Origin of the sequence: Segatella copri (assembly GCF_002224675.1) — a bacterium.
Taxonomy (GTDB): domain Bacteria; phylum Bacteroidota; class Bacteroidia; order Bacteroidales; family Bacteroidaceae; genus Prevotella; species Prevotella copri_U.
Genome location: NZ_NMPZ01000006.1, coordinates 1 through 21,760, shown reverse-complemented (window position 1 = coordinate 21,760; position 21,760 = coordinate 1). Strand labels below are relative to the sequence as shown.

The following is a 21,760-nucleotide window of genomic DNA, read 5'->3' as shown; positions in this document are numbered from 1 at the left end:
TTTTGTTACAGAAGATATTTTTCCTATATGAGTTTATTTTTCTTTCTTTTTTCTTTTGCTATTTCAAAATAAAAACGTAACTTTGCACGGAATAAGTGAAATGTCCGCTTTTGCAGAAAAGGGGATATATATAATGTTTTTAAAGAAGAAAGGAACAAGATAAGATGCCGTTAAGATTACCGGATAAACTTCCAGCTATTGAGCTGCTGAAGCATGAGAATATTTTCGTGATGGATGAGAGTCGTGCACATAATCAGGAAATCAGACCGCTGAAGATTTGTGTGCTCAACCTGATGCCGCTTAAGATCACGACAGAAACTGATTTGGTGAGATTGCTCTCCAATACGCCTCTGCAGTTGGAGGTTTACTTCATGAAGTTGAAGAGCCATACTCCAAAGAATACGCCGATAGAACACATGATGATGTTCTATAAGGACTTTGCGGAACTGTCAAAGCAGAAGTTTGACGGTATGATAGTGACGGGTGCTCCTATAGAGACGATGGAATATGAGGAGGTGGAGTATTGGCCGGAAATCCAGGAGATATTCAATTGGGCACGTACCCACGTTACCTCTACGCTGTATATCTGCTGGGGTGCGCAGGCTGGACTCTATCACTTTTATGGTGTACCAAAATATCAGCTTGATAAAAAGAAGTTTGGTATCTTTCCTCAGAAACCGCTTGATCCGTCACTCCCTATCTTCCGTGGTTTTGATGACATCTTCAATATGCCACACAGCCGCCATACAGAGGTGCGCAGGGAAGACATCGAAAAAGTGCCGGGACTGGATATTATCGCAGAATCTGCAGAGAGTGGCGTGAGTATCGTAATGGCGAGGGGTGGACGCGAATTCTTCGTGACAGGTCATCTGGAATATGCGCCTAACACGCTCGATAAGGAGTATAAAAGAGACATGGGCAAGCGAGACGACGTAGAATTGCCTGAGAACTATTACTTCCATGACGATCCGAATGAGGCACCTTTGGTAACATGGCGTGCCCATGCCAACCTGTTCTACAGTAACTGGATCAACTATTACGTTTATCAGGAAACTCCTTATAACATTGAGGATATTCAATAAGGTTGGAGTCGTAAAAAGAACTAAGATAGGTTAGGAAATGAATGATATTGAAGCAAAGAAGAAAAAAGAAATACACTTGACGGAGCTAGAGCTTCTTGCCCCAGCCAAGAATCTGGAGTGTGGTATCGCTGCTATCAATCATGGTGCCGATGCGGTGTATATAGGTGCACCACGCTTTGGAGCCCGCGCTGCTGCTGCCAACTCGCTGGAGGATATTAAGAAACTCTGTGATTATGCCCATCAGTTTCGTGCCAAGGTTCACGTGACGGTGAATACCATCATCTATGAAAATGAGATGGAGGATACGCTGAAGATGATTGCCGAGTTGGACCGTATTGGAGTGGATGCACTCCTGTTGCAGGATATGGGTGTTCTCTGGGATGTAAGAGCCAATCAACTATGGCATCGCGAGTTGCATTCCAGCACGCAGTGTGATGCACGTTCTGCAGACAAGGTTGCCTGGCTGTCAACGCTAGGATTCGATAGAGTGGTCCTTGCCCGTGAACTTTCTCTTGATGAAATCAGGGAAATCCACAGGAAAAATCCTTCTACGCAGTTGGAGGTCTTTGTGCATGGTGCGCTTTGTGTTAGTTATTCGGGTGTATGCTATGCTTCGGAAAAATGTTTCGGCCGTTCTGCAAACCGTGGTGAGTGTGCTCAGTTCTGCAGAATGAAATTCAATCTCATAGATTCCAATGAAAATGAAATAGAGCATGAGCGTCATCTGCTGTCTTTGAAGGATCTCTGCCAGATAGATCATCTGCTGGAACTTGCTGATGCGGGTGCAACTTCTTTCAAGATTGAAGGACGCCTGAAGGATGTAAACTATGTGAAGAATGTTGTGGCTGCCTATAGTCGGAAACTCGATGAGATTGTTGCTGCCAATCCGGATAAGTATTGTAGAGCATCATTTGGTCGTGCTATCCATACGTTTCAGCCTAACTTGAAAAAGACATTCAACAGAGGATTTACCAACTATTTCCTCAATGGGCGACAGCCGGACATCGCTTCTTTTGATACACCGAAGGCGATGGGCGAGTATGTAGGTAAGGTCAAGGAGATAAGAGGTAATGTTTCCTTCAACGTGGCGACAGTGGCAAGCTTTGCCAATGGTGATGGTCTCTGCTTTATCAACGACGAGAAAGAGCTGGAGGGATTCCGCGTAAACCGTGTGGAAGGTAACCGACTCTATCCGCTTCGTATGCCGGAGCATCTGCGCCCAGGCATGGCTCTCTATCGTAATAATGACCAGGCTTTTGAGAATATTCTATCAAAGAAAACTGCGAGCCGCAAGATACCTCTCCACATCAGAGTTACGCCTCAGTATTTAGAATCCGGTGCTCTTCAGCAGGTGTTGATTGAGATTGGTGCTTCGGTTAATGTTCCTCAATTAGACTCAATGACAACAGAAGGCTTCTTGGAGAAGCATCTCTTTTACAAGATTGATGAGTATTCTTATGACTTTGAAGCACCGTTGGAATTGGCAAGGCGTCCGCAGGGTGATAACATCAGACTGCAGTTGAGCAAGATGGGTAATACGATATTTGAGTGTGATGAAGTTGTTCTTGCGGGTGATCTTGAGAATTATTTCATTCCAAATAGTGTATTGTCTGAGATTCGTAGAGATTTGATCGAGACGGCGACAGAAGGAATTCAGAATATTGTAGATAGATCCTTGGTGAAAGGCGTGGTGGAAGAAATATTCTCTGCACCTTATCAGCTGAATCAGGCTGGTGAGCACGAGTTAAACCCGGAGAAGTTTGTATGGCAGCCTGCCTATGGCAAATGGCCATATCTCTATAATATCGCTAACCGCAGTGCTGAGCATTTCTACAAGGCGCATGGCATGAAGCATATTGAATCTGCATTTGAGGTTGAGCAACCTAAGGGAGAATCCCTCATCATGCAGTGCCGCCATTGCATCCGTTACTCTTTGGGTTATTGTGTAAAACGAGGAGGCAAGAAGCCGCAATGGAAGGAGCCTCTGTTCCTGGAGCTGGGCGATGGCAGAAGATTCCGATTGGAATTCAACTGTGCAGAGTGCCAGATGAATGTCTATAGCACAAAATAAAAACGAAACGGGTTTCGTAACCCAAAATGAAGAATGAGAATAAAACTGATGATAAGAATGATGGTATGTATGTTGGGCATCTGTTTGATGCTCAACAGCTGCTATCATCGTCATAACTCCCATCAACAGCATGCAGCTATGCTGGAGTACAGTGACCGTCAGTTGGATTCTATCTCATTCTCTACCACCCACCATTACACCAACAAATATAACTTTATGGTGTTTAAGGATTCTATCCACTTGATGCGACAGCAACCAGAAGAATTGGTGAGTGGTCTTTCGGTAGATTCATTCTCTGTCAAAAAGAACCAGCTTCTGGTTGTGACAGATATCCGTATGGTGCCACAAGACAGCATAGACTCTGTATGGGTGCAGCTTGCCACTGAAGATAACAGGTTTGGATGGAGTAGGGAATCGAGATTGCTTCCTCAGGTAGTACCGGATGATCCTATCTCTGAATTCATCATGACTTTCAGCAATGTCCACCTGCTCATATTCCTGGTGGTCATCGTAGTCATCACTTTGGCTTATCTGGTAAGAAAGGTATTTCATAGCAATGCCAAGATTGTGCATTTCAATGATATTGATTCGCCGTATCCTCTTGCTCTTGTGCTTCTGGTATCCATCTCGGCAGCCTTTTATGCCTGGATTCAGACTTTTGAACCAGAGATGTGGCGACAGTTTTATTTCCATCCGTCATTGAATCCTTTTGCGGTACCTAAGGTGTTGGGAGTATTTCTTGCCTTGGTATGGAGTATTCTCATTGTGGGACTGGCATGTGTCGATGAAGTTTATCATCGTCTTCCGTTTGGTGAAGCCCTGTTGTATCTGGGCGGTCTGGCAGGTGTATGTGCACTCGATTATATCATTTTCAGTGTTTCCACCTTATATTATATAGGCTACATCCTGCTGGTGGCATACATTTGGTTTGCCGTCAAGTCCTATCGCAGGGGGAATTCCTAATAAATAAGGATTTTGGGTGTCAGGAAAAAGCTGTACCTTTGCACCCGTTATGAAAAAGGATATAATAAATAAGAAAATGATTGCATTGGCGCTGGCTTCCTCAGTTGCGCCAATCTCTTTGTGGGCTGGCACAAGCAATGTCCTGTCCCTTGTTAATGAAAGAGTAGATAACACGAATTTCAAAGTATTCACCGATAGCAGTAAGGTGTTTGATATCGACGAGGTGGTTGTGGTTTCACAACCTAAAGAGAACTTTCGCCTTCGCCAGCAGTCACTCAGCAGTACTTCTGTCGGTGGATTTCAGATACAGAAACTAGGCACCCGCGATTTGCGAGAGCTTTCTAGTTATATCCCTAATTTTGTAATGCCAAACTATGGCAGCCGTCTTTCCAGTGCTATGTATGTGCGTGGCATTGGCAGCAGAGTAAACAGTCCTGCGGTAGGTATCTATCTGGATGGCATCCCGGTGATGAGCAAGTCTGCCTTCAATCTTCATCATTATCAGACTTCCCGTATTGATATCCTGCGTGGACCTCAGGCTACTCTCTATGGCCAGAACACAGAGGGCGGACTGGTGCGTATCTATTCCCGTAATCCGTTTGAGTATGAGGGTACTGATTTGAAGTTGAGTTATGGTTCCCGATATTATCGCAATGTAGAGCTGGCTCATTATCACCGTATCAATGACCATCTGGCGTTTACGGTAGCAGCTTTCAATGATGCACAGAAGGGATTCTTCAGAAATACGAATACCGGTAACAGAGCCGACAAGTATGATGAGGCTGGAGGAAAGATTGTGCTGAAGGCAAAGCTCAACAGAGGATGGAACGTAGATCTTCTCGCCAACTATCAGTATGTTGACCAGAATGGTTTCCCTTATGGCAAGCTGGATTTGGAGACAGGCAAGGCTTCGCTTCCTTCCACCACCTTCGACGGAACCTATTTGCGCCATTCCTTTATCTCGGGTGTTACCGTGAATCATACAGGAGCTGATTATAGCTTTGCTTCTACCACAAGCTATCAGTATCTGAAGGATAAGATGAATATGGATCAGGATTATCTTCCTACCGATTATATGAGCATCCTGCAGGAGCAGCTTCAGAACTCGCTTACCCAGGAATTTACCTTGAAGAGTAATCGTGCTGTGGGCGGTTTCTGGAATTGGACTGCGGGTGGCTTCTTCTCTTATCAGTGGCTGAAGACCAATGGACCGGTCTTCTTCAATGAGGGTATGACCCAGCCTATCGGCAATGCTATCCAGAAGCAGATGTATAATGCGATGGTCAATGCGATGGCACAGAAGATGATTGCACAGGGTATGCCGGAAAAGGCTGCCAAGGCTGCAGCTGCCAAGGCTATAGAGAAGGCTGGAGGCGTATCTATGAATGTGAATATGGGTGCACCGGGATTGTATCATACACCTCAGTGGAACCTGGGATTCTTTCATGAGAGCAACTTCAATATCACCGATCGCCTTACTGCCACCTTGGGCTTGCGCTATGACTTGATGCATACTGCCATCCATTATGATGCCAGTGCCTATATGCAGATGACTGCCAATGTAATGGGAATGTTGGCTACCAATGTTTTGGATTCTTCGCTGGATCACGAGGTGAGTGACGATTATAGCCAGCTTTTACCGAAATTCGGACTTAATCTGAAGATTGATGAGCTGGGCAGTAATGTGTATGCTACTGTAAGCAAGGGCTATCGTGCTGGTGGATATAATATCCAGATGTTCAGCGATGTGCTACAGACCGAACTGAATGCCAATCGTAATCAGGCAATGCGTGGGGATTATCATGTAAAGCATACCGAGGAGGATTACCAGCGTATTGACAAGACCATCGCCTACAAGCCAGAGACTTCCTGGAATTATGAGGCTGGTGCTCATCTGAATCTCTTCGATAATATGCTGCATTTTGACTTGAGTGCTTTCTATATGAAGGTGACCAACCAGCAGCTCTCTGTCATGGCGGGCAATTATGGCTTCGGACGTATGATGGTGAATGCCGGAAAGAGTCACAGCTGTGGTATTGAAGCAGCTTTGAGAGGACAGCTTTTCGATGGAAAATTTGATTGGGCAATGAGTTATGGTTATACTCGCAGCAAGTTTGATAAGTATGTGGATGGAGAAGGCGAGGATGCCGTGGACTATAAAGGAAAATACGTTCCTTACGTGCCACAGCATACAATGGCTGCGATGGCAGACTATCGTCTTACCGACTGGCTGACCCTCGGTGCAAACGTGAATGCACAAGGCAAGACCTATTGGGACAATGCAAATACTTACTCCCAAAAGCTGTATGCAGTTTTGGGAGCACATGTTGATTTGAATTTCAAGGCATTCAATGTAAGTTTCTGGGGTAGAAATCTCACAGACACCAATTATAATACCTTTGCGGTAGATAATTCAGCTACAGGCACGAAAGAATATTTTGCCCAGCGAGGCAATCCTTTCCAATGTGGTGTGGATGTGAGATTCCATTTCTAGTAATCGCTATTCGTTATTGTCGTATCCGTCTGGGATTTTCTTTCCCAGAGCGAGTGCGGCAATGACTTTAGCCCCCGATTTTTCTAGTTTTTCAGCAAATCGAACAATAGATCCTCCAGATGCAATAATGTCATCGAAGAGGATCACTTGTTTTCCCTGGAAGAATGTTTCATCTATATGAAGTGTATCCACTTCATCTCCATCCTCATCCTTTGTTGTTGTGAAGCTGAATGCGTTGTAGGCATTCTGCATACCTGTTGCCGCACATACCTGTTCGCTGAACTTGCGGAATCTGCGCTCAGTATGCTTTCGGGTTGAGGCTGGTAGGCAGACCAGAGTGAGTTGTGAAAGAGTTGAGTGTGAGTTTGTGGCTCCCTCTTTTTCAGAGAATACCGCTTTTAGGAAAGAAGACACCAAGTCGATGGCCTTATCGACAGCTTGCTGGTGGTCTATCTCGGTAGTGAGTTCCGAGTTACCCTTGAAGTTGACGATGAGGTCGCGCTTTTCCCATTCTTCTGCTGAAAGCTCGAAGGTGCCGAATGCGCTGAAAGCAGCGTAATCTACTAGCCAATTGTAGTGAAGGCCATTGCTGAGGCAAGGCCATGATGCGATGTTAATGCTTTTTTCTGCCATAGACAAGATGTTTATAATCGTTCTTCTTTATAGTTTTCTTGAATAGATATTGCTTCCGTTGTCTTTATAGATCAGTACAAAAGTATGAATATTTTTTGAAATGTCGGCATAAAATAGCTTTTTTTTCATTTTAGACTATTTTTTAGCAGATTCTACTTTGATTTTAACAAGATTTCTAGTAACTTTGCACCCCGAAACCTGTTGGGCTTCACGTTTATGGTATGAATAATCATGATTTTTAAAAAAAAACAACAAATGACGAGAAAAACAAAAATGCATGAGTTGCGCGACTACATCATTATCGGTCTGGCAATGGTAGAAGGTAGTATCGGACTCAATTTATTCCTCCTCCCTAATCATATCACGATGGGTGGAGTAGGCGGTATCGCCTCTATCTTCTGCTGGGGATTTGGCATTCCTGCCTCGGTCACTTATCTGGCGCTCAACGTATTTTTGCTGTTGATTGCATTCCGTATCCTGGGTTGGAAATTCTGTGCCAAGACGATTTATGGTGTAGCAATCTTTGCTGCGGTGACTCGCTTCATAGAGATTCATACGGTAGGTATGACGCCTTTGCTTCACGATCAGCCTTTTATGGCGACAGTCATCGGTGCCTTCTTCATGGGTAGCAGTGCTGGATTGGGTCTTGGATGTAATGGTTCTACAGGAGGCAGTGATACGGTGGCTGCAATGATCAATAAGTACTATAACATTTCTCTGGGACATGCCATCATGGTTTGCGACTTGCTCATCATTACCAGTTCTTATCTTGTGCTTCGCTCCTGGGAAATGGTGATTTATGGTTATGTGTGCCTGTTCGTTGTTTCGCTTACAGTTGATCATGTTGTCAACGCCATGCGCCGTTCGGTACAGTTCTTTATCATTTCTGACAAGTATCTGGAGCTGAGTGCTGCCATCAATACGACCGCCGAACGTGGATGTACGGTAATGGATGGCCATGGTTGCTATAGCGGCAAGGATGTTCACATGCTCTTTGTGCTGGCTAGACAGAGAGAATCGCAGAAGATATTCCGCCTGATTGATGAGATTGACCCTACTGCATTTGTGAGTCAGAGTTCTGTAATCGGTGTGTATGGTGAGGGATTTGATAGATTTAAGGTGAGCAAGAAGATTTCCTTGTCTAAAAGATAAGTTCGACCTGTACGGTTGAATTTACCCAATACGCCCTGAAAGGGCAGAAGCTCCTAGCCCAGGGCATCGCCCTGGGTAATTATGAACGCAAAACCGTCGCCCTGTAAGGGCAAAAGCTTTAAAAAACAGGCAATAAACAAAGCTTTTGCCCTTACAGGGCGTCTTGTTGATTGCTATTATACCCAGGGCGGTGCCCTGGGCTAGGAGCTTTTGGGCTTTCAGCCCGTTTCAACCATACTGTTCGCATTTTTTTGTTCAGGTACCTGCTGATACCATCCTGTTCGTTTTTACTTCTTTCTTTCTGTTTCCTTGATGTAGCCGTGTCGGTAAGCATAGAGAAGTTCCTGGAGATCTTCTATCTGCTTGCGTAAATCCTGACCGATATCTGTATCTGCTACGAGCATTCTTCGATTGCTCATTTCTACAATCTGGGTGGTACTCTTGATGTCGGTACCGCGTGTGATGGCATCCTCGGCACTTGTGAAAGGTTCGTGCTGTACGAGCTGGAAACCGCGAGAGTGATAAACCAGGGTGTAACCTGCTATACCCGTCTCGTTATGGTAAGCTTTGGAGAAACCACCATCAATCACCATCAGCTTTCCGTTTGCCTTGATAGGATTCTCTCCCTTTAGGGTTCTTACCGGAACGTGACCGTTGATGATATGGCGATTCTCGCCCTTCAGCCCGAAGGCATCCATGATATGGTCTATCACCTTCTCGTCATCACGCAGCTTGAAGTAGTAGCCCTTTTCCTCTTTGTGGGTCTCCTTGTCGGCGATAAAATATCGCTCGAAGGTTGCCATCTTGCTCTTATCGAAGAGTGGACTGTCTGGACCACACCAGAGATAGAGGAAGTAATCGATGGCATACTGTTTCTCGTCTGGGTCGGAATCCTGCTGGAATGCCGTGCGAATCTGCATTCCGGTATGATGCATCAGTTCCTTGCCGCTATACTTTTCTCCAGGACAAATCTCTACCTCTTTCAATGTTCCGTCTTCGTTGAGTGGACAGGAAGCATGGAAGAGCAGGTTGTTGTTGAAGATGGCATACATGCAGCCATGCTGCAGCATGGTTTTGATATGCTTGTGCAGTTTCTCGCATACCATAAATGAATGGTGCAGCTTCTGTATCAGGACTTCTTCTTCCTCGCTGAGCTTGTTCGGATTCTCCGGGTCGATGGTAGGGAAGTGGCATGTGGACATTTCGTATTCCTTGCCATCAATCTCTACGGTTCCCTTTTCATAGTTTACGTACTCAAAGAGTCGTCTGCCGTCCATTTTCCATTCTGGATGCTTGGCGATGAGTTGACCTTCTATCTTGAATTGTATCACGGCAATAGCCTTGTGCATCAGAGATGTGAGTCGTTTGGTCTTGTCATCCATAGCGGCTGCACCACCCGTCATCTTTGGCTGGAATTCTTCGCAAGGATCATCGCCGTAGGTATCCATCGCAAAGGTTGCCAATGGAATGAGGTTGATGCCGTAACCCTCCTCCAGGGTGGCGAGGTTGGCATAGCGCAGCGACAGTCGGATGACGTTGCAGATACAGGCATCATTGCCGGCTGCGGCTCCCATCCAGAGTACGTCGTGGTTGCCCCATTGAATATCCCAGCTATGATAGTGGCGCATCTTGTCGAGAATGATGTGTGCTCCTGGTCCGCGATCGTATATGTCGCCGAGTATATGAAGCTGGTCGATGGCGAGTCTTTGTATCACATTGGCAATGGCTACAATGAAATCGTCAGCACGTCCTGTAGAGATGATGGTATCTACGATGACATTCACGTATGCAGCCTTGTCGTGATCTTCCGTATGCTCGTGCAAAAGCTCCTGTATGATATAGGAGAAATCGCATGGCAGTGACTTGCGTACCTTGGAACGGGTGTACTTGCTTGACACATCACGGCAAACTGCCACCAGCTGGTGAAGGGTAATGTGATACCAGTCGTCTATATCTGATTCTCTTTGCTTTACCTGCTCCAGTTTCTGTTCCGGATAGTAGATCAGGGTGCAGAGTTCACGCTTGTCCTGTTCACGCAGGGTGTTGCCGAAGAGTTCGTTCACCTTACGCTTGATGTTGCCTGATGCATTTTTCAGTACGTGCAGAAAGGCCTCATACTCGCCGTGAATATCGGCGAGGAAATGCTCTGTGCCTTTCGGCAGATTGAGAATAGCTTGCAGATTGATAATCTCCGTGCTAGCCTCAGCTATGGATGGAAACGACTGTGCGAGTAACTGCAGGTACCGCATGTCGTGATTGATATCATACTGTTTCATATTCGTAATCCTTAATGTTTGCGTCATTGTTTGCGTCAATAATTGATAATTCTAATGTTAATTGCTGAAACACACCATTTCTGTTGATAAGTTATATTTCAGATGCAAAGTTACAGCTTATTCTTGAAAATAAAAAATCTTTCGGCATATTTTTTCTGAAATATTTTGTAGTTTCACTTTTTTGCATTACTTTTGCAAACGTGTAGGATGATAAGTCCGGTATCGGAATCGATTTCTGCCGGGCATCAATCCTCACTTTCATATAAATAAAGATAATATCAATTATTCAATAGACTAGCAATATGAAACAAACAATTTTGGTAACTGGCGGTACTGGTTTTATCGGTAGCCACACCACAGTAGAGTTGCAGCAGGCAGGCTACAACGTAGTAATCGTAGATAATCTTTCAAACTCAAAGATTGAGGTTCTTGACGGTATTGAGAAGATTACAGGTATTCGTCCAGCTTTCGAGCAGGTTGATCTTCGTGACAAGGCAGCTACAGAGGCTGTATTCCAGAAGTATCCTGCCATCGAGGGTATCATTCACTTTGCTGCCAGCAAGGCTGTAGGTGAGAGTGTACAGAAGCCTTTGTTGTACTACCGCAACAACCTGGTTTCGCTCATCAACCTGCTTGAGTTGATGCCAAAATATAACGTAAAGGGTATTATCTTCTCTTCTTCTTGCACCGTTTACGGTCAGCCTAAGCCTGAGAACTTGCCTGTAACTGAGGAGGCTCCTCATCAGAAGGCTACTTCTCCTTATGGTAATACCAAGGAGGTGAACGAGCAGATCATCGCAGACTATATCCATAGCGGTGCTAACATCAAGAGCATTATCTTGAGATACTTCAACCCAATCGGTGCTCATCCATCTGCAGAGATTGGTGAGTTGCCAAATGGTGTGCCAAACAACCTGATTCCTTACGTAACTCAGACTGCTATGGGTATTCGCAAGGAACTCACCATCTTCGGTAACGATTATGATACTCCTGATGGAACCTGCATCCGCGACTATATCTATGTAGTTGACCTCGCTAAGGCTCACGTTTGCGCTATGGCTCGTGTACTCGACAAGGAGACTGAACCAATTGAGTACTTCAATATCGGTACAGGTAACGGTAACTCTACTCTCGAAATCGTAGAGACATTCGAGAAGGCTACTGGCGTGAAGTTGAACTGGAAGTATGGTCCACGTCGTGAGGGCGATATTGAGAAGATCTGGGGTGATTGCACCAAGGCTAACGAAGTATTGGGCTGGAAGGCTGAGGCTAAGCTTGAAGATGTCTTGGCTTCTGCCTGGAAGTGGCAGCAGAAGCTCCGTGCCGACGGAATTATGTAATTACGGTTAAATATATATAAAAAGAAGGAACTTGGCATCTGGAATGATGGCAGGTTCCTTCTTTTTTTATATCTTTGCAGGAAAGTATTTTTTTACGTAAAAGCAGGAATATGAAGAAAACTATACTTACCATATTGATGATGCCATGCATGATGTTTGCTGTGCCTATGGTTTCTTCGGCACGGACAGGTGCTGAGGAAATGATAGACATGGAAGTGCAGAAGATTTCCTTGACTTATTCCGGAGGCGTGATGCATATCACCGGAGCCAACAGTCAGATAGTTACCATCTACAATCTGGCTGGTGTCGCCGTGAAGTCTTTCAGGGTAGAGGGACAGGACAAGCGCTTTAACCTTTCTCTCTCTGATGGTGTCTATATCATCAAGGTAGGAACCTCCTTTACGAGAAAGATTCTGGTTAGACGTTAACTGTTGACTTCTTTTATCATTCATATACGTTTCGTGAAAATACTTAGAATTTTGCCATTCCTGCTCTGTTGGGTCATTCTGTCGTGTAAGCAGCATGAACCCAACGAAAATCAGAACTTGACGTTGGAATACTATCAGGAGCTGGTGAACCCAAACTATGCAATCAATTCCAAAAAGGTAAGAAGATTGATGGATAGCTTGATGAACAATGATTCGGGTTCTACTGTTGCCGACTTGCATACCAAGAGATATTATCGCAATCATGGAGGATTCCTTTGGGTTGACCGCCATGGAATAGATCATCGTGCAGATACGCTGCTGACCTATCTGCAGAAGGTGGATGAAATGGGATTCAAGACTAAGCATTTCTATGTGAATCAGATTACTCAAGATCTGGAAAGACTCCATAGCTTGAATCTGGGGGAAGGCAACGAGGATATCAACCATGTGATGGCTCGTCTGGAATACAGACTTACCAAGTCGTATTTGAGATACGTGGGCGGTCAGAGATTTGGATTCGTCAATCCTTCATTCGTCCTGAATCGTCTGGACAGCATTGCCCCCAATCCATACGATTCCATCAAGCGGGCTGTGAGATACCGTGGCCTTTTTGATGTGAAGATGCAGCATGCCAGTGATGCTTTTTTTCATCTTGCTCTTCAGCAGTTGAGAAGTAGGGTGGATGTTGGTGGCGAAGAAACTGAGAAAAGCAGATTGGCGGCATTCTTGAAGGATGTTCAGCCAAAGTCTCCTTTCTATTATACGTTGCAGGAAAAATTGAAGTCGGAAGGTCTTGACAGAAATCAGAGAATGAAGATTCTTGTGAACATGGAGAGATGCCGGTGGAGGGAGGCTGACAGTCCTGCCAGACATAAGAAGTATGTGCTGGTTAATATACCATCTTTTCATCTTTATGCCATAGATGAGCAGGATACGCTTGCGATGAAGATTGGATGTGGCTCAACCAAGACCAAGACACCGATACTGAACAGTTATATCAAGCGGATGGATCTGAATCCGAAATGGTTTGTGCCTCGCAGCATCATGGTCAAGGATATGGTGCATCATGCTGGAAATCCGGCTTACTTCAATGCGCGCAATTACTATATCTCAGATCGTTCGACAGGTGAGGAAGTGAATCCGGCTCAGGTTACAAGAGCCATGTTGCTTTCCGGTAAATATGGTGTGGTTCAGCGTGGTGGAAAGGGAAATTCGTTGGGAAGAATCATTTTCCGTTTCGATAATAACTTCTCTGTCTATCTGCATGATACCTCGAGTCAGACTGTTTTCAGCCGGGAAGACAGAGGCGTATCGCATGGATGCATAAGGGTAGAGAAACCTTTCGAACTCGCTAAATTCCTGCTTCATGAGAAAAACGAAAAGCTTATCCAGCGCATCAACTATTCGATGACAGCCGATTCTCTAAAGATTAAGAAATTAGTGGTTGGATCGGTAAAGGTGGAACCGCAGATTCCGCTCTTCATCACGTATTACACGCTTTATCCATTTGCCAAGGGTGTGGTAAGCTATCCCGATGTCTATGGATATGATGGTGTGATATTCGAGCAATTAAAAAAATATCTATAGCCGGAAAGTAGGCAAGTAATAAGAATTAAAGAATTAGTATTATTAAATAGGAAAACTTCATGATACTCAGTGATTCTGAACTGGTAGAGATGCTTCGGGAACCACGCACCCGGCGAGAAGGATTCGCAGTGCTGGTTAAGCAGTATAGTGAAAAACTATACTGGAAGGTGCGTCGTATCGTGCTCAGTCATGAAGATGCTAATGATGTTCTTCAGAATGTATTCATCAAGGTATGGAGTAATCTGCAGAATTTTCAGGGAAAGTCTTCGCTTTCTACCTGGCTTTATCGTATTGCCATCAATGAATCACTCGATTTCCTGAGAAAACAGAAACTGTCAGATAGAGTAAGTGCTGATGAAGATGTTTCCGTGGCATCCAGGTTGATGAGCGACGAATATTTTGATGGTAATGAAGTGCAGGCCAGGTTACAGGAAGCGGTGGCAAGATTGCCTGAAGTGCAGAGGACGGTTTTTAATCTTAAATATTTTGAGGAAATGAAGTATTCTGAGATGAGTCAGATTCTTAATACCAGTGAAGGTGCACTGAAAGCTTCTTATCATCTAGCAGTGAAAAAAATAACAGAATATTTGCATCTGTTTGATTAAACCTTATGAGATGTAAATCGTCTATTCAAATAAAAGAAGAAAGGATATTGCAATATGATGAACGAAGAGAAAAAAATAAATGATATTTTCGGCAAGGAAAACCATTTCAAGGTTCCTGAAGGTTATTTCGATAACTTTGCAGAACAGATGATGGCAAAGATTCCTGTGCAGGAAATTGATACTCTTGAAGAGACTGATAGGGAACTTCAGGAGAATAAGGCTAAGTTCGTGCATTTAAGCCTGTGGAGACGTTTGCCTCTCAGAAAGATTGCTGCCGTCTTAGCCGTGACTGCTATGTTGGGTGGTGGTGTGCTTTACCAGCTTCAACAGTCAGAGAAGAAGCATCATGCTTTGGCGCATAACGAAACTCCAGCCATTGAGAGTTCACACGTCACAGACGGGGATGATGCTGCCTTTGAGCAGATGGCTGATTATACGATGATGGATAGTCAGGATTTCTATGCTCAACTTGTTGCGGAGAATTGATGTAGAATAGATTAAAAAAGACTTATAGATGAAAGAAGATAATAATAGCATGCATAGAACAAGACATCTAATCCTGATTATTATGTCAGTTCTTGTGATGACCATGATGGGGCTGACCTGTCATGCCGAGAATTCTCAAGGTCAGCGTCCGCCATTTGACCCGAAGCGTTTTGAGGCAGAATTGGAGCAGTATATTACAATCCATGCGAGTCTCACTCCGCAGGAAGCAAGTAAGTTCTTCCCGGTTTACCGCCAGATGATGAAGAAGATGCGTTCTTGTTTTGATGAGATGCGTAGGTATCATTTCGTCAATCCGGCAGACGAGAATGGTTGTGCTGAGGCTATCCGCCGCCAGGATGAGTTGGATATCGAGATGAAGCAGTTGCAGCAGGAATATCATAATCGGTTTATGTATATCCTGCCTGCCAGCAAGGTGCTTAAGATCATCAAGGCAGAAGAAAAGTTCCATCGTCAGGCGTTTAAGAGAGCCAGACAGTGGCACCAAAATCACCCTAAGCATGTGAAAAGATAATGTATAAAGTCGCAAAGGTGTTATTTATAGTAACATTTTTGCGATTTTATTTTGTTGTTTCCCCAAATTATAGTAACTTTGCACATCAGAAACAAAAATATATAATATAATAAGGTATGTACAGAACACAAACTTGTGGAGAGCTTCGTCTCTCTGATGCTGGCAAGGAAGTTACACTTGCCGGATGGGTACAGCGCTCAAGAAAGATGGGTGGTATGACATTCGTTGACTTGCGCGACCGTTATGGTATCACACAGTTGGTTTTCAACGAGGCAGATGATAAGGCCTTGTGTGATGCTGCCAATAAGCTGGGTCGTGAATATTGCATCCAGGTCAAGGGTACAGTTAGTGAGCGACAGAGCAAGAATCCTAAAATGGATACTGGTGATATTGAAATCCTGGTAAAGGAGCTGAATGTGCTCTCTCAGAGTCAGACACCTCCTTTCACTATCGAAGATAATACTGATGGCGGTGATGATATTCGCATGAAGTATCGCTATCTCGATTTGCGCCGTCCTGCGGTTCGCAAGAATTTGGAGTTGCGTCATCGTATGTGTATCTTGATTCGTAACTTCCTCGATTCACAGAATTTCATGGAGGTTGAAACTCCTATCCTCATCGGTAGTACACCAGAAGGTGCTCGCGACTTCGTTGTTCCTTCTCGTATGAATCCTGGTCAGTTCTATGCTCTTCCACAGAGCCCTCAGACTTTGAAGCAGCTCCTGATGGTAGCAGGTTTCGACCGCTACTTCCAGATTGCCAAGTGCTTCCGTGATGAGGACCTTCGTGCAGACCGTCAGCCTGAGTTTACTCAGATTGACTGCGAGATGAGCTTCGTAGATCAGGACGATGTTATCAATCTTTTCGAGGAAATGGCTCGCCATCTCTTCAAGGAGATTCGTGGTGTAGAGCTTCCTAAGCTGGAGCAGATGACATGGCATGAGGCTATGCGCCGTTTCGGTAGCGATAAGCCAGACCTTCGCTTCGGCATGGAGTTTGTAGAGTTGAAGGATGCTTTCACAGGCAAGGGTAACTTCTCTGTATTCGATGAGGCTAAGTATATTGGTGGTATCTGTGTTCCTGGTTGTGCTGACTATAGCCGCAAGCAGTTGAACGAGTTGACCGACTTTGTAAAGCGTCCACAGGTAGGTGCCAAGGGCTTGGTATATATCAAGTATAATGCAGATGGCACAGTGAAGAGTAGCATCGATAAGTTCTACTCTCCAGAGGAACTTGCAGAAATCAAGACTGTAATGGGTGCTAACGATGGCGACCTCGTTTTGATTCTGAGCGGCGACAATGCCAATAAGACTCGTATCCAGCTTTGCTCACTCCGCCTTGAGATGGGTGATCGTCTGGGCTTGCGTGACAAGAACGTGTTCAAGTGTCTTTGGATTATTGACTTCCCTCTCTTCGAGTGGAGTGATGAGGAGCAGCGCCTGATGGCAACACACCACCCATTCACCATGCCAAATCCTGATGATATCCCATTGCTCGATGAACATCCAGAGCAGGTTCGTGCCAAGGCATACGACTTCGTCTGCAATGGTATCGAAGTGGGTGGAGGTTCTCTCCGTATCCACGATACTCAGTTGCAGGAGAAGATGTTCGAGGTTCTCGGTTTCACGCCAGAGCGTGCTGAGGCTCAGTTTGGCTTCCTGATGAACGCCTTCAAGTATGGAGCACCACCTCACGCAGGTCTTGCTTTCGGTCTTGATCGCTTCGTGAGCATTTTGGCTGGTCTCGACAGTATCCGCGACTGCATCGCATTCCCAAAGAACAATTCAGGTCGCGACGTGATGCTTGATGCTCCTTCAGAGCTGGACCCAAAGCAGCTTGATGAGCTGGAGATTAAGCTTGATTTGAAAGATTAATTATAAATTGCACTGCATTTATCTTGATGTAAGTCAAGAAATGCGGTGCAACTTCTTGTGTACAAGCACTTTTCTGCTTTAAAATGCTAAAATTTAAATTATTTTTTTTAATTTTGCATCAGAATAATTAAGGAAATGCTTAAGAAACAAACATTTCTCAAAACAAATTATTACTAAAGACATGGTAGAAAAGAAAGCAACAACTAAGACAGCTGCCAAGAAGACAGCTACTAAGAAGGCTACAGCAGCAAAGACTGCTACAGCTACAAAGAAGACTTCTACAGCTAAGAAGGAAGTTATCTATTTGACTGCTGAGAACGCAGGTTTCCGTGCTGGTGATGTTTACCAAGCATTGGCAGCAGCAGAACAGTCTCTCTCTTTGGAGGAGGTTGCTAAGCAGGCAAAGATTAGTGTTGAGGATGCTATCCTTGGTATTGGATGGCTCTTCAAAGAGGGTAAGATTAAGGAAGAGGACAACAAGGTAGCTCTCGCTTAAATAAGAACCTTAAGAGTCGCAGTTTCTTAACTTAGTGGAAGAAACTGCGGCTTTTCTGTTTTTTATTCACTTTTCTTCCTGTTTACTCTTCTTTCGATTCACTCTTCTCTGTCTTTATTCAAATTTCTTTTCACCATAACCATCTAGCATAATTTATATGAATTTAGAACAAGAAATATTCAACGTTTTGGTACAAGCCGGCAGTCAAGGTCTCAAGTTGGAGAAGATTGTCCGTCATGTTTATAATTCTTGTAACTCGATTTTTACCCCTCTAGATTATAAATATGTGTATGGTTTTGTTTCTCAGTATCTTATTAAGAATTCCAAGAATCCAAGTTCTATCATAGAGAAAGGCAAGGGATATGGAGTTTATCGTATCAACTATAAGAGTTCGGCTATGCAGCAGCTGATGCTTGATTTCTCTTCTGCCTCTATACAGAAAGAGGAGGATGACTGCGAGAACAGCAAGCAATCGCAGGAACTTGATCTCTTTGGTAATTGATAGAAGTCTGGTAAGTTATCTAACTAAGTTACGTTATCTAACTAAGTTAGTTACGTTGTCTAATGAAGTTAGTTACGTTGTCTAATGAAGTTAGTTACGTTGTCTAACGAAGCTAGTTGCGTTGTTGTTAGAAGCAACGTAAGTCATCGAAAGGAGCAATAGAAGTTGTCCGAAGAAGCAATGGAAGTTGTCTGAAAGATTAATTCTTGTTTCCGGAGTCATAGTCTTTTCAAAGCGCACAACAGCTGTTGTGCGCTTGCATAACAGCTGATATGCGCTTGCACAACAGCTGATGTGCGAGTGAAATACACCTGTTGGGCACCAACTTGATTTTTTTCGTTATCCTGATGGGGGAATCTGTCAGTTTGTTCGTATTATAATTGTATAATGAAATATGGAATGAGCATTTCTATCAAATGCATTTCTATACTTTAGGTTTAGTAATAACAAACAATTTTAAATAACGGACAAATGGCTAGAAGATATTTATTAGGTTTTGATGTGGGTTCAAGTTCTGTAAAGGCATCTCTTACAGATGTAGATAGTGGTGAGATTGTTGCTTCTGCATTCTATCCTGATCATGAAGCACCTATCATGGCAGTAAAGGCAGGATGGGCTGAACAGGATCCGCAAATGTGGTGGGACAATGCCAAGTTGGCTCTCAAGAAGATTATGGTGGAGTGTGGTGCCAAAGGTGAGGATATTCTTGCTATCGGTATTTCCTATCAGATGCATGGTCTGGTTTGTGTGGATAAGAACCAGCAGGTTCTGCGTCCATCTATCATCTGGTGCGATTCCCGTGCAGTTCCTTACGGCGAGAAAGCGTTCCATGATTTAGGTGAGGATCTCTGCTTGCGTAATCTGCTCAATTCTCCAGGTAACTTTACCGCTTCCAAACTGGCGTGGGTCAAGGAGAACGAGCCTGAGCTTTTCGATAAGATAGATAAGATTATGCTCCCTGGTGATTATCTGGCGATGAAACTATCCGGTGAGGCACAGACTACTATCAGCGGACTTTCTGAAGGTATGATGTGGGACTTCAAGGCAAAGAAACCAGCCAAGTTCCTGCTTGATTATTTCGGATTCGATGAGAGTATGCTCGCAGATATTGTTCCTACCTTCTCTGTTCAGAGCGTAGTCTGCAAGGCTGCCGCTGAGGAACTTGGTCTGAAGGAGGGAACTCCTATCTCTTATCGTGCAGGTGACCAGCCTAATAATGCTGTCAGCCTGAATGTGTTCAATCCTGGTGAGATTGCCAGCACCGCAGGAACTTCCGGAGTAGTCTATGGTGTGCTCGGTGATGTCAATTACGATCCAAAGAGTCGTGTCAATACCTTCGCACATGTTAACTATACAACGGAACTCGACCGTCTGGGAGTGTTGCTTTGTATAAATGGCACAGGTATTCTGAATGCTTGGGTACATCGTAACATCACGCCAGATGTAAGCTATGCAGATATGAACGATATGGCAGCCGGTGTGCCTATTGGCAGCGACGGCGTGAAGATTATTCCTTTCGGCAATGGAGCAGAGCGCGTATTGGAAAATCGTGAAGTGGGCTGTTCTATCCGTGGCTTGAGCTTTACCAAGCATAATCGTGCCCATATCGTAAGAGCTGCACAGGAAGGTATCGTGTTCAGTTTCTGCTATGGTATGGAGATTATGCAGCAGATGGGTATGGATATCAAGAAGGTTCATGCAGGAAAGGCAAATATGTTCCTCAGTCCTCTGTTCCGTGATACCCTGGCAGGTGTGAGTGGTGCAACCATTGAACTTTACGAGACCGATGGTAGTGCTGGTGCTGCCAAGGGAGCTGGTATCGGTGCCGGAATCTATAAGGATCACGATGAGGCATTTGCATCTCTTAAGAAATTGGCGGTAATTGAGCCTGATGAGGCAAATCGCAGTGCTTATCTTGAGGCTTATGCTGACTGGAAAGCTGAACTTGGAAAGCTCTAAGTTTTGCATTGATACTGGGATACGGGAAGTGCTCGAATAACACGAGTTTTTTCAAAATATGGTAAAGGATGGAATAATTTTCCATCCTTTATTTGTTTAAACCAATTATTTTTATTACTTTTGCGGAATATTATATAAAAAGGTATAAATATGGCTCATAAAAATAATCATTTGGTAATTATGGCAGGTGGAGTAGGCAGTAGATTCTGGCCTATGAGTACCGTGGACAAGCCTAAGCAGTTTATTGATGTCTTAGGAACAGGTCGTACACTTTTACAGCTTACATTCGATCGTTTTGAGGGTGTCTGTGACCCGGAGAATGTTTGGGTAGTAACCAATAAAAAGTATGCAGCCTTGGTTCACGAGCAGTTGCCTGAGATTCCTGAGGGTAATATTCTGCAGGAACCATGCAGAAGAAACACAGCTCCTTGCATCGCCTATATCAGTTGGCGAATCAAGGAAAAGGATCCTCATGCAAATATTGTTGTATCTCCTTCTGATCATATCGTTACCAATGCCAACGAATTCAGAAGAGTGGTAACATCTGCCTTGAAGTTTACTGGTGAGACTGACAGCATTGTTACTTTGGGAATGAAGCCTACTCGCCCAGAGACAGGTTATGGCTATATTCAGGCTGATCTCCGTACCCCTTCAGCCCGTAACAAGGAAATCTTCCGTGTTGATCAGTTCAGGGAAAAACCAAATTTGGAGACAGCTACTCAATATATTCAAGATAAGAGTTTCTTCTGGAATGCCGGTATCTTCGTGATGAGTGCCGCAACCATCGTCAATGCCTTCCGTGTTTACCAGCCAAGCATTGCCAAGATTTTCGAGAGCATGCGCAGTATTTATGGTACAGATAAGGAGCAGGCTGAAATTGATCTGCGTTATCCTGAGTGCGAGAATATCTCTGTTGACTATGCTATCATGGAGAAAGCGGAGGAAATCTTCGTGATGCCTGCCGACTTTGGATGGAGTGACCTCGGTACATGGGGAAGCCTCCTGGCACAGAGCCATAAGGATATGTATGGCAATGCACTGATTGGAGATAATATCCAGATGGTGGAATCCAAGAACAATATCGTTCATACCATGAATGAGAAGAAGGTTGTTATCCAGGGCCTGGATGGCTATATTGTAGCAGAGGAAGACGGAACGTTGCTTATCTGCAAATTGTCTGAGGAACAGCGAATCAAGATTTTCTCAGGTAGTGAGAAGTAATGATTGATATCTATATATACAAAAAAACTCTCCATTGAAGGTTGAACCCCAATGGAGAG

Annotated in this window: 18 protein-coding genes; 16 read left to right on the top strand and 2 right to left on the bottom strand. The window is 44.3% G+C overall.

Going from position 1 to position 21,760, the window contains the following annotated elements; genetic code table 11:
- Positions 1–164: 164 nt before the first annotated feature.
- From metA to CFT61_RS04890, 4 genes are all read left to right on the top strand, one after another.
- Entirely contained in the window at positions 165–1,082 is a 918-nt protein-coding gene (gene metA / locus CFT61_RS04905; RefSeq protein ID WP_089543354.1) for a homoserine O-acetyltransferase MetA, read from the top strand.
- 76 nt (positions 1,083–1,158) lie between these two features.
- Positions 1,159–3,153 (top strand): peptidase U32 family protein, encoded by a 1,995-nt coding sequence (locus tag CFT61_RS04900; protein WP_089543467.1) that lies wholly within the window; start codon positions 1,159–1,161, stop codon positions 3,151–3,153.
- 33 nt (positions 3,154–3,186) lie between these two features.
- Positions 3,187–4,116: a beta-carotene 15,15'-monooxygenase gene (locus tag CFT61_RS04895; RefSeq protein ID WP_089543353.1), complete on the top strand. Its 930-nt coding sequence runs from the start codon at positions 3,187–3,189 to the stop codon at positions 4,114–4,116.
- Between the two features lie 76 nt (positions 4,117–4,192).
- A complete protein-coding gene (locus CFT61_RS04890; protein ID WP_254918858.1) occupies positions 4,193–6,610 on the top strand; it encodes a TonB-dependent receptor in 2,418 nt (805 codons plus the stop codon).
- A 6-nt stretch (positions 6,611–6,616) separates the two neighbouring features.
- Here CFT61_RS04890 and CFT61_RS04885 read toward each other — a convergent pair whose 3' ends face one another.
- Positions 6,617–7,243 carry a phosphoribosyltransferase gene (locus CFT61_RS04885; RefSeq protein WP_089543351.1) on the bottom strand — a complete coding sequence of 209 codons (627 nt, stop codon included), beginning with the start codon at positions 7,241–7,243 and terminating at the stop codon, positions 6,617–6,619.
- 255 nt (positions 7,244–7,498) lie between these two features.
- Between CFT61_RS04885 and CFT61_RS04880 the strand changes: the two genes are divergently transcribed.
- Positions 7,499–8,395 (top strand): YitT family protein, encoded by an 897-nt coding sequence (locus CFT61_RS04880; protein ID WP_089543350.1) that lies wholly within the window; start codon positions 7,499–7,501, stop codon positions 8,393–8,395.
- A gap of 287 nt (positions 8,396–8,682) precedes the next feature.
- On the opposite strand, the gene CFT61_RS04875 is transcribed toward CFT61_RS04880, so the two are convergent.
- Entirely contained in the window at positions 8,683–10,671 is a 1,989-nt protein-coding gene (locus tag CFT61_RS04875) for a fructose-1,6-bisphosphatase (RefSeq protein WP_089543349.1), read from the bottom strand.
- A 302-nt stretch (positions 10,672–10,973) separates the two neighbouring features.
- Here CFT61_RS04875 and galE point away from each other — a divergent pair, with 302 nt between their 5' ends.
- The 11 genes from galE (at position 10,974) to CFT61_RS04820 (ending at position 21,701) form a co-directional block, all read left to right on the top strand.
- Complete coding sequence (gene galE, locus CFT61_RS04870) at positions 10,974–12,011, top strand: UDP-glucose 4-epimerase GalE (protein WP_089543348.1); 1,038 nt, start codon at positions 10,974–10,976, stop codon at positions 12,009–12,011.
- 110 nt (positions 12,012–12,121) lie between these two features.
- Positions 12,122–12,439, top strand: coding sequence for a T9SS type A sorting domain-containing protein (locus CFT61_RS04865; protein WP_089543347.1), 318 nt, complete (start codon positions 12,122–12,124; stop codon positions 12,437–12,439).
- Between the two features lie 33 nt (positions 12,440–12,472).
- Positions 12,473–14,026, top strand: a complete 1,554-nt coding sequence (locus tag CFT61_RS04860; protein ID WP_367379328.1) for a L,D-transpeptidase family protein — start codon at positions 12,473–12,475, stop codon at positions 14,024–14,026.
- 59 nt (positions 14,027–14,085) lie between these two features.
- Positions 14,086–14,631: an RNA polymerase sigma factor gene (locus CFT61_RS04855; protein WP_089543346.1), complete on the top strand. Its 546-nt coding sequence runs from the start codon at positions 14,086–14,088 to the stop codon at positions 14,629–14,631.
- Between the two features lie 54 nt (positions 14,632–14,685).
- Positions 14,686–15,117, top strand: a complete 432-nt coding sequence (locus CFT61_RS04850; protein WP_089543345.1) for a hypothetical protein — start codon at positions 14,686–14,688, stop codon at positions 15,115–15,117.
- 49 nt (positions 15,118–15,166) lie between these two features.
- Positions 15,167–15,649, top strand: coding sequence for a hypothetical protein (locus tag CFT61_RS04845; protein ID WP_089543465.1), 483 nt, complete (start codon positions 15,167–15,169; stop codon positions 15,647–15,649).
- A 116-nt stretch (positions 15,650–15,765) separates the two neighbouring features.
- Entirely contained in the window at positions 15,766–17,523 is a 1,758-nt protein-coding gene (gene aspS, locus CFT61_RS04840; protein WP_089543344.1) for an aspartate--tRNA ligase, read from the top strand.
- 181 nt (positions 17,524–17,704) lie between these two features.
- Positions 17,705–18,019 (top strand): winged helix-turn-helix domain-containing protein, encoded by a 315-nt coding sequence (locus CFT61_RS04835; RefSeq protein ID WP_089543343.1) that lies wholly within the window; start codon positions 17,705–17,707, stop codon positions 18,017–18,019.
- 157 nt (positions 18,020–18,176) lie between these two features.
- Positions 18,177–18,521: a hypothetical protein gene (locus CFT61_RS04830; protein WP_089543342.1), complete on the top strand. Its 345-nt coding sequence runs from the start codon at positions 18,177–18,179 to the stop codon at positions 18,519–18,521.
- Positions 18,522–18,992: 471 nt separating this feature from the next.
- Entirely contained in the window at positions 18,993–20,480 is a 1,488-nt protein-coding gene (locus tag CFT61_RS04825) for a xylulokinase (RefSeq protein WP_089543341.1), read from the top strand.
- 150 nt (positions 20,481–20,630) lie between these two features.
- Complete coding sequence (locus CFT61_RS04820; RefSeq protein ID WP_089543340.1) at positions 20,631–21,701, top strand: mannose-1-phosphate guanylyltransferase; 1,071 nt, start codon at positions 20,631–20,633, stop codon at positions 21,699–21,701.
- Positions 21,702–21,760: the final 59 nt, after the last annotated feature.

Coding starts and splice junctions, on each gene's coding strand:
- metA (WP_089543354.1), top strand. CDS start 165: ATGCCGTTAAGATTACCGGATAAACTTCCAGCTATTGAGCTGCTGAAG.
- CFT61_RS04895 (WP_089543353.1), top strand. CDS start 3,187: ATGAGAATAAAACTGATGATAAGAATGATGGTATGTATGTTGGGCATC.
- CFT61_RS04890 (WP_254918858.1), top strand. CDS start 4,193: ATGATTGCATTGGCGCTGGCTTCCTCAGTTGCGCCAATCTCTTTGTGG.
- CFT61_RS04885 (WP_089543351.1), bottom strand. CDS start 7,243: ATGGCAGAAAAAAGCATTAACATCGCATCATGGCCTTGCCTCAGCAAT.
- CFT61_RS04880 (WP_089543350.1), top strand. CDS start 7,499: ATGACGAGAAAAACAAAAATGCATGAGTTGCGCGACTACATCATTATC.
- CFT61_RS04875 (WP_089543349.1), bottom strand. CDS start 10,671: ATGAAACAGTATGATATCAATCACGACATGCGGTACCTGCAGTTACTC.
- galE (WP_089543348.1), top strand. CDS start 10,974: ATGAAACAAACAATTTTGGTAACTGGCGGTACTGGTTTTATCGGTAGC.
- CFT61_RS04865 (WP_089543347.1), top strand. CDS start 12,122: ATGAAGAAAACTATACTTACCATATTGATGATGCCATGCATGATGTTT.
- CFT61_RS04855 (WP_089543346.1), top strand. CDS start 14,086: ATGATACTCAGTGATTCTGAACTGGTAGAGATGCTTCGGGAACCACGC.
- CFT61_RS04850 (WP_089543345.1), top strand. CDS start 14,686: ATGATGAACGAAGAGAAAAAAATAAATGATATTTTCGGCAAGGAAAAC.
- CFT61_RS04845 (WP_089543465.1), top strand. CDS start 15,167: ATGCATAGAACAAGACATCTAATCCTGATTATTATGTCAGTTCTTGTG.
- aspS (WP_089543344.1), top strand. CDS start 15,766: ATGTACAGAACACAAACTTGTGGAGAGCTTCGTCTCTCTGATGCTGGC.
- CFT61_RS04835 (WP_089543343.1), top strand. CDS start 17,705: ATGGTAGAAAAGAAAGCAACAACTAAGACAGCTGCCAAGAAGACAGCT.
- CFT61_RS04830 (WP_089543342.1), top strand. CDS start 18,177: ATGAATTTAGAACAAGAAATATTCAACGTTTTGGTACAAGCCGGCAGT.
- CFT61_RS04825 (WP_089543341.1), top strand. CDS start 18,993: ATGGCTAGAAGATATTTATTAGGTTTTGATGTGGGTTCAAGTTCTGTA.
- CFT61_RS04820 (WP_089543340.1), top strand. CDS start 20,631: ATGGCTCATAAAAATAATCATTTGGTAATTATGGCAGGTGGAGTAGGC.